Origin of the sequence: Pseudoalteromonas sp. BSi20652 (genome assembly GCF_000239855.1) — a bacterium.
In the GTDB taxonomy this organism is placed as follows: Bacteria; Pseudomonadota; Gammaproteobacteria; order Enterobacterales; family Alteromonadaceae; genus Pseudoalteromonas.
In genome coordinates this window covers 1-7190 of record NZ_BADT01000087.1, presented here as the reverse complement: position 1 = coordinate 7190, position 7190 = coordinate 1, and the positions used below count along the sequence as shown (strand labels likewise).

At 40.5% G+C, this 7190-nt stretch carries 5 protein-coding genes; 4 read left to right on the top strand and 1 reads right to left on the bottom strand.

From position 1 onward, the window contains the following. From P20652_RS19770 to P20652_RS11235, 4 genes are all read left to right on the top strand, one after another. On the top strand, nt 1–165 hold a 165-nt coding region (locus P20652_RS19770; protein WP_139048208.1), incomplete at its 5' end, for a cyclomaltodextrinase C-terminal domain-containing protein. A gap of 90 nt (nt 166–255) precedes the next feature. Next, the gene (locus tag P20652_RS11225; protein WP_008167935.1) at nt 256–2115 is read left to right on the top strand and encodes an alpha-amylase family glycosyl hydrolase; all 1860 of its coding nucleotides are present in this window, start codon (nt 256–258) and stop codon (nt 2113–2115) included. Continuing rightward, nucleotides 2108–3613 (top strand): MFS transporter, encoded by a 1506-nt coding sequence (locus tag P20652_RS11230; protein WP_008167933.1) that lies wholly within the window; start codon nt 2108–2110, stop codon nt 3611–3613. Before P20652_RS11225 ends, P20652_RS11230 begins: the two co-directional genes overlap by 8 nt. Nucleotides 3614–3623: 10 nt before the next feature. Continuing rightward, entirely contained in the window at nt 3624–6032 is a 2409-nt protein-coding gene (locus tag P20652_RS11235; RefSeq protein ID WP_008167931.1) for a glucan 1,4-alpha-glucosidase, read from the top strand. A 91-nt stretch (nt 6033–6123) separates the two neighbouring features. On the opposite strand, the gene P20652_RS11240 is transcribed toward P20652_RS11235, so the two are convergent. Beyond that, entirely contained in the window at nt 6124–7143 is a 1020-nt protein-coding gene (locus P20652_RS11240) for a LacI family DNA-binding transcriptional regulator (RefSeq protein WP_008167930.1), read from the bottom strand. Nucleotides 7144–7190: the final 47 nt, after the last annotated feature.

Sequence of the window (7190 nt, the reverse complement as noted above, 5' to 3'; positions counted from 1 at the left end):
AATAAAAACAAAGTAACACAAAAGCATAATCTTGATTACATGCAAGAAGTTATACCAAAAAATGCCAATGCGCAGGCATTATTCACACAACACACTTTTAAACTAACTAACAGTATTAACTTAGAGCCAATGACTGCTACGGTATTAGTGATTAATACGCCGTGAATGTTTAAGTGAATACGTATGCAGCAACTGTATGCTTGCTGCAGATATCTTTAGTATAAAGCTATAACACTACTGACAAAAAGACACACAATGAAAAAATCAGTTTATGTACCCGCATTACTGTGCAGCGCACTTATAACAAGTGCGTGCTCAGACAATAATGAAACCGAACAACAGCAAGCCCCTAAACAGGCGCAAAATGAGTTAACAAAGCCTGTTGTATACCAAGTATTTACACGCTTATTTGGTAACACACAGACCGCGAATGTGCCCTGGGGTACAAAAGAGCAAAATGGCGTAGGTAAATTTGCCGACTTTAACGATGCTGCACTTAAAGGTATTAAAGAATTGGGTACGACCCATGTTTGGTATACCGGTGTTTTACATCATGCGCTAGTGGGCGATTATACCGAGTATGGAATTACGCAAGACGACCCTGATGTAGTTAAAGGCCGTGCAGGTTCACCTTATGCAATAAAAGATTACTACGACGTAAACCCAGATTTAGCCATAAATGTGACCAATAGAATGGGTGAGTTTAGTGATCTGATTGAACGCACTCATGAGCATGGCATGAAAGTGGTTATAGATATTGTACCTAACCATGTGGCTCGTAATTATAAATCAGTAGCAAAACCCAAAGGAATAAAAGACTTTGGTGAACAAGACGACACCAGCAAAGAGTACGATAAAAATAATAACTTTTATTATGTACCAGGTCAGTCTTTTCAGGTTCCAACATCACAAAGCTATACAGTTTTAGGGGGTAATACTCACCCTTTAGCTGACGGTTTTTTTGATGAAACGCCAGCAAAATGGACGGGGAATGGCGCGCGTGCACCCAAGCCAGATATTAACGATTGGTACGAAACCGTAAGAGTGAATTATGGCGTTAAGCCTGATGGCAGCTATGACTTTCCTGTATTACCTAAAGAGCTAGAAAACCAAGATTATCGCGCTCATTATGCGTTTTGGCAAAATAAGGAACTGCCTAATAGCTGGTATAAATTTAGAGACATCACTTTGTACTGGCTTGATAAAGGTGTAGATGGCTTTAGGTACGATATGGCCGAAATGGTGCCGGTTGAATTTTGGAGCTTTTTAAATTCATCAATAAAAATGCAAAAGCCCGATGCGTTTTTATTGGCTGAAGTTTACAACCCACAAATGTACAGAGCGTATATTCAGCAAGGAAAAATGGATTACTTGTATGACAAAGTCGGCTTTTACGACACATTAAAAGCCATTATGCAGGGTAAGCAAGCTGCTAATACTATTTTTGCAGCCCAAAGCCAAGTGGCTGATATTGAAGCGCACATGCTGCACTTTTTAGAAAATCACGACGAACAACGCATTGCGAGCCCTGCTTTTGCAGGTGATGCACGCTGGGGGAAACCAGCAATGGTCGTTTCTAGCTTAATGAGTCGCGCACCCACTTTATTATATTTTGCCCAAGATGTGGGGGAGGACGGATCTGAAAACGCAGGTTTTGGCACATCTACTCGCACCAGTATTTTTGACTACATTGGTGTACCAGCGCATCAAGCATGGATGAACAACGGCAAATTCGACGGCGCTAACTTATCGAGCGAGCAAGCATCACTTCGTGATTATTATAAAGCAATAATGGCTCTCAATAGTTTGCCCGCTGTTGTAGGTGGAACCATGTCAGAGCTTTCACTTAGCAATAGCGAACGCGTTGTTGGTTTTGTACGCTCGCTGGGACAGCAATCTATTTATGTTTTTAGTAATTTTAGTGAGGAGCCACAAACGGTATTAATTAATTTAACACCAGAGCAAGCAAATACCTTTGAGCGAAATAAACCACTACACGACTTACTTGAACAAAACACGGTAAAGATCATCACTGACAAAGAAGTTACAAAGCTTATGCTTTCGCTAGATGCATTTAGTAGCGCAGTTTTAACTAATAAGGCTAATCATGAATAATCAAAATAATAATTATGACAGCAACAAACCAAATCTAAGTTTTTGGCAAATATGGAATATGTGCTTTGGCTTTTTAGGTATTCAATTTGGTTTTGCACTACAAAACGGCAATGTGAGCCGTATTTTTCAAACCCTAGGCGCACAAGTTGATGATATTCCTATTTTATGGGTTGCAGCACCGCTAACGGGCTTAATAGTGCAACCAATAATTGGTTATTGGAGTGATAAAACATGGGGGCGTTTTGGTCGTCGTCGTCCGTTCTTTTTCATAGGGGCGGTGCTTACTACTATCTCACTCTTTATCATGCCGCATTCACCAACCCTTTGGATTGCTGCAGGTATGTTGTGGATTATGGATGCATCAATCAACGTCACTATGGAACCTTTTAGAGCACTTGTAGGCGATAACCTGCCAGAAAAACAACGTGCTACGGGTTATGGCTTGCAAAGCTTTTTTATTGGTATTGGTGCGGTATTAGCCTCAGCGCTACCATGGATGATGACCAATTGGTTTGATGTAAATAATACCGCTGCGCCAGGGCAAATCCCTGAATCTGTTAAATATTCATTTTATTGGGGTGGGGTCGTATTGCTAGTTGCAGTTCTTTGGACAGTTATGCGAACCAAAGAATATAGCCCTGAGCAATTAGCTGCTTTTGAAAACCACACTGCCAAACCGACTAACACCGCATTAGTAGATATCAACTTTAATAAAGGTGCCATTATTTTTGTGGTGCTAGGTTTAGCAACCCTTGCATTAGTAATGGGTTTATCGCTTGAAAAAGAGTTATACCTACTTGCTGGTGGCTTACTAGCGTTTGGTATTGTGCAGTGGATAGCAAGCGCATTAAAGGCTGCTAACAAAATACAAGGCGGTTTTTACCAAGTAGTACAAGATGTATTTACCATGCCAGAGGCAATGAAGCAGCTTGCTTGGGTGCAGTTTTTTAGCTGGTTTACGTTGTTTGCTATGTGGATATACACCACAGCCGCAGTAACAAGCTTTCATTACGGCAGCAGTGATGCAACAAGTAAAGCCTTTAACGATGGGGCTGATTGGGTCGGTATTTTATTTGCAGCTTACAATGGCTTTGCGGCTATTGCCGCTATGTGTATTCCATTCTTAGTTAAAAAGATGGGCTTAAAAGGCGCACATTGCTTTAACTTATTACTAGGCGCATTGGGCCTTGCGAGCTTTATGTTTATAACAGATCCAAAAATGCTTCTTATCCCAATGATAGGCGTTGGCTTTGCATGGACTTCTATTTTATCGCTTCCTTATGCAATGTTAAGTAATGCACTACCGAGTAATAAAATGGGTGTGTATATGGGTATTTTTAACTTCTTTATTGTTATACCGCAATTGCTTGCTGCTAGTATTTTAGGGCTTATTTTACGCCACGTATTTTCTAACCAGCCTATTTACGCATTATTAATTGGTGCTGCATCATTCGTTGTTGCTGCGATTGCTGTAATGCGCGTTAAAAATTCAAACTAAGGGTCACACAATGAAAAAATATAACCTTATTACTACCGCTCTTTTAACTTTGGGCTTAACAGCCTGTGGTGCACAAAATACGAATAACGAAAATATTGACGCTACAGTTTCAGCAGCTCCTGGCGCACCAGGTGTTGAACCATTTTGGGCTTACGCGGGTAAAACCGGAATTGGTACTTCTTTTGAGCAATACCAAAACGGCCAATATAATAACAACGCTGCGACAGGTGAAGTATCAAAAGTATGGTTTTCAATTGCTAAAGGTATGATCACCGAAACCATGTTTGGACTCATTCACCAAGCACAAATTAAAGATATGCAGTTTGTAGTAACCGGTAAAGATTTTACAGTCACTGAAGCTGAGGACTTAGACGTTACAATTGATTACTTACATAAAGACGATAAAGGCAGACCACTATCGCTTGCTTACAAAGTAACAAGTACAGATAAGAAAGGGCGTTTTACCCTCGAAAAACACATATTCACCGACCCTGACGGACAAACATTGTTTGTACGCAGTATTTTTAATACATCACTTAAAGGCGTGAAAGCGTATGTTGCTGTTAACCCTTATATAAACAATAACGGCTTAGGTGATTTTGCAAAAACCACTGAGCAAGGTTTAGTAGCATGGGAAGATGATAATTTTTTAATGTTACAATCATCTACGCCATTCAAAATGCAAAGTGTAGGCTTTACAGGTGTGAGCGATGGCATCACCTCACTTAAAAAACAACACACACTAAGCACACAATATTCAAACACTGGCGATAAGGCCGGTAACGTCACTCTGCTGGCAGAGCTTGGTACTATCGATAGTAATACCACATTTGATTTAGCACTAAGCTTTGGTAAAACGCAGCAGCAAAGCCAGCAACAAGGTGCACAGAGCTTATCTAAAGGTTATCAAAATGTGCTTGATGCCTACAACGGTAAAGGTGAAGCGCTAGGCTGGGAAGATTATTTACAAAGCCTTGAGCCATTAAATACAATGGTTAAGCAAACAGCCGATGACGGTAAGCTACTTTATACCAGTGCAATGGTACTAAAAGCGCAAGAAGACAAAACTAATGCAGGTGCGCTCATTGCCTCACTTTCTAATCCTTGGGGTGAAACTGTTTCAGCCAAAGAGGGGTCGACTGGTTACAAAGCGGTATGGGTTCGTGATTTTTATCAAGTAGCTATGGCATTTATGGCCTTAGGCGATACAGCGACTGCAAAAACGGCCTTCGAATACCTTGAAAAAGTACAAGTTACTAGCAAAACCCCCGGTAACAATGGTGATACAGGATGGTTTTTACAAAAAACACATGTTGATGGTGAACTTGAATGGGTAGGGGTACAGCTAGATCAAACAGCTATGCCAATTATGCTTGCGTGGAAGTTACATCAAGCAAACGTACTAAGTGATAACGAACTTAAAGATTGGTACGCACGCATGCTAAAACCGGCAGCTGACTTTTTAGTTGATGGCGGAAAAGCTAAAATTTTATGGAACGACATGCAAATCACTCCACCTGCAACACAGCAAGAGCGCTGGGAAGAGCAAAGTGGTTATTCTCCCTCTACAACGGCTGCCGTTGTTGCTGGCCTTATAACAGCCAGTGACATAGCAACACTCAGTGGTGATACTCAAAATGCAGATCGCTATTTAGCAACGGCTAAAAAGTACAACAGTAATATAGAATCGCAAATGTTTACCACCGAAGGTAATTTAAAAGGTGATAGTACCGATGGCGAGTATTTTATTCGTATAGGTCAAGACACCGATGCTAACTCTAATACTAAAATTAACGCCAACAATGGCCGTGAAGGTTTTAACAAAAAGCAGATTTTAGACGGTGGTTTTTTAGAATTAGTCCGCTATGGAGTAAGAAGTGCCAACGATTCAAGTATAGTTAAAACCCTGCCTGAGTATGACGACGAAACGCTTGAAGATAAATTACAAGTTAAATACAGCTTTAACTTTACCGATGGTAGCGGCACATTTGCAGGCTATCGCCGTTATGGCAACGACGGTTACGGCGAAGATGAAACCACAGGTACTAATTACGCCGAAAGCGGGAGCAACACGCCAGGCCAACGTGGTCGTGTATGGCCATTTTTTACAGGCGAACGCGGACACTATGAAATAGCGGCCGCAAACGCAAATAATACGCTAGATGATGCAAAACAAGCGGACATTAAAAATAGTTACGTAAAAGGCTTAGAGCAGTTTGCTAATAGCGGCATGATGCTACCTGAGCAAGTATGGGATGGCGTGGGTGTAAATAAAGCAGGTTATGCGTTAGGCGAGGGCACAAACTCAGCAACACCTCTAGCTTGGACACACGCAGAATACATTAAGCTTGTACGCTCACTCAGTGATAAACAAGTTTGGGACTATTATCCGGTGGTTGCTGAATCGCTTAAAGACTAATATAAAAATATGCTGTAGTTATTAAAAAAGGCTTCTAAATAAATTTAGAAGCCTTTTTGTTATGTTGAAGTCTTATTAGGATATTTGATTTTTAACTGCTACTTTTTCGAGAAATTAGTACTGGTGGAAGTAAGGTACTTCGTACTTCTTCACCACGTATCAGTTTTAATAAGTTCTCTACGAGCATTTGCCCTGCAACAGTGGTGTTTTGCTCTATCGTCGTCAGCGGTGGATTTACATAACTAGCAATGGCTATGTTATCAAAGCCGACTACCGCAACATCTTTTGGTACGTTGATATTTGCTTCTTTAAGCGCACGTATAGCGCCAATAGCAATTAAGTCGCTTGCGGCAAATAAGGCGTTAAATTTAATATTATTAGCGATAAGCGAACGAGTGGCGTGATATCCAGATTCTTCAGTAGATATAGCATTAGCCATTTTACGTTCGTTTATTTTTACGTTGTTAGCTAATAGCTCATCTTTAAAGCCCTGAAAGCGACTAAAGAATTCAGGGCTATGATCAGATGCATCACCTATAAAAGCGCAATCAGTTCTGCTGTGAGCAATAAAGTGCTCAGCGGCAAGCTTACCGCCACCGTAGTTATCACAACAAACTGTTAAATCTGGGCGATTATCAACTGTTGCACCCCAACAAACAAACTTAGTGTTTTGTTCAAGTAAGGTGTTAAATTTTGGTTGAAAATCAATGTAATCGCCATAACCGAGTAAAATAATACCATCGGCTCTGTGGCTATCTTCATAGTCTGCTTGCCAATCAGCACTAGCAGATTGAAATGATACTAATAAATCGTAACCTTCTTTAGCGCAAGCACGGGTAATGCTGCCAAGCATGGCTAAAAAGAAAGGATTAATTTGTGATTCGTCAGAAGTTGGGTCTTCGAAAAGAAGTAATGCAAGTGTGCTGCTTTGTTGTGTACGCAAGTTGCTGGCATTTTTATCAACTTTATAATTAAGCTTTTTAGCAATATCGAAAACACGTTTACGTGTTTCTTCATTAACAAGGTGGCTGTTACGTAAAGCACGAGATACAGTTGATTGAGATACCCCTGCATAGTGGGCAATATCAAATGAGGTGGCTTTACCTTTCATTGTTACAACTTAATTAAATTAATAAATAATTGTGCCATTTTCGTTTA

Excerpts from the sequence above, each read along its gene's own strand:
- P20652_RS11225 (WP_008167935.1), top strand. The coding sequence starts at position 256 with ATGAAAAAATCAGTTTATGTACCCGCATTACTGTGCAGCGCACTTATA.
- P20652_RS11230 (WP_008167933.1), top strand. The coding sequence starts at position 2,108 with ATGAATAATCAAAATAATAATTATGACAGCAACAAACCAAATCTAAGT.
- P20652_RS11235 (WP_008167931.1), top strand. The coding sequence starts at position 3,624 with ATGAAAAAATATAACCTTATTACTACCGCTCTTTTAACTTTGGGCTTA.
- P20652_RS11240 (WP_008167930.1), bottom strand. The coding sequence starts at position 7,143 with ATGAAAGGTAAAGCCACCTCATTTGATATTGCCCACTATGCAGGGGTA.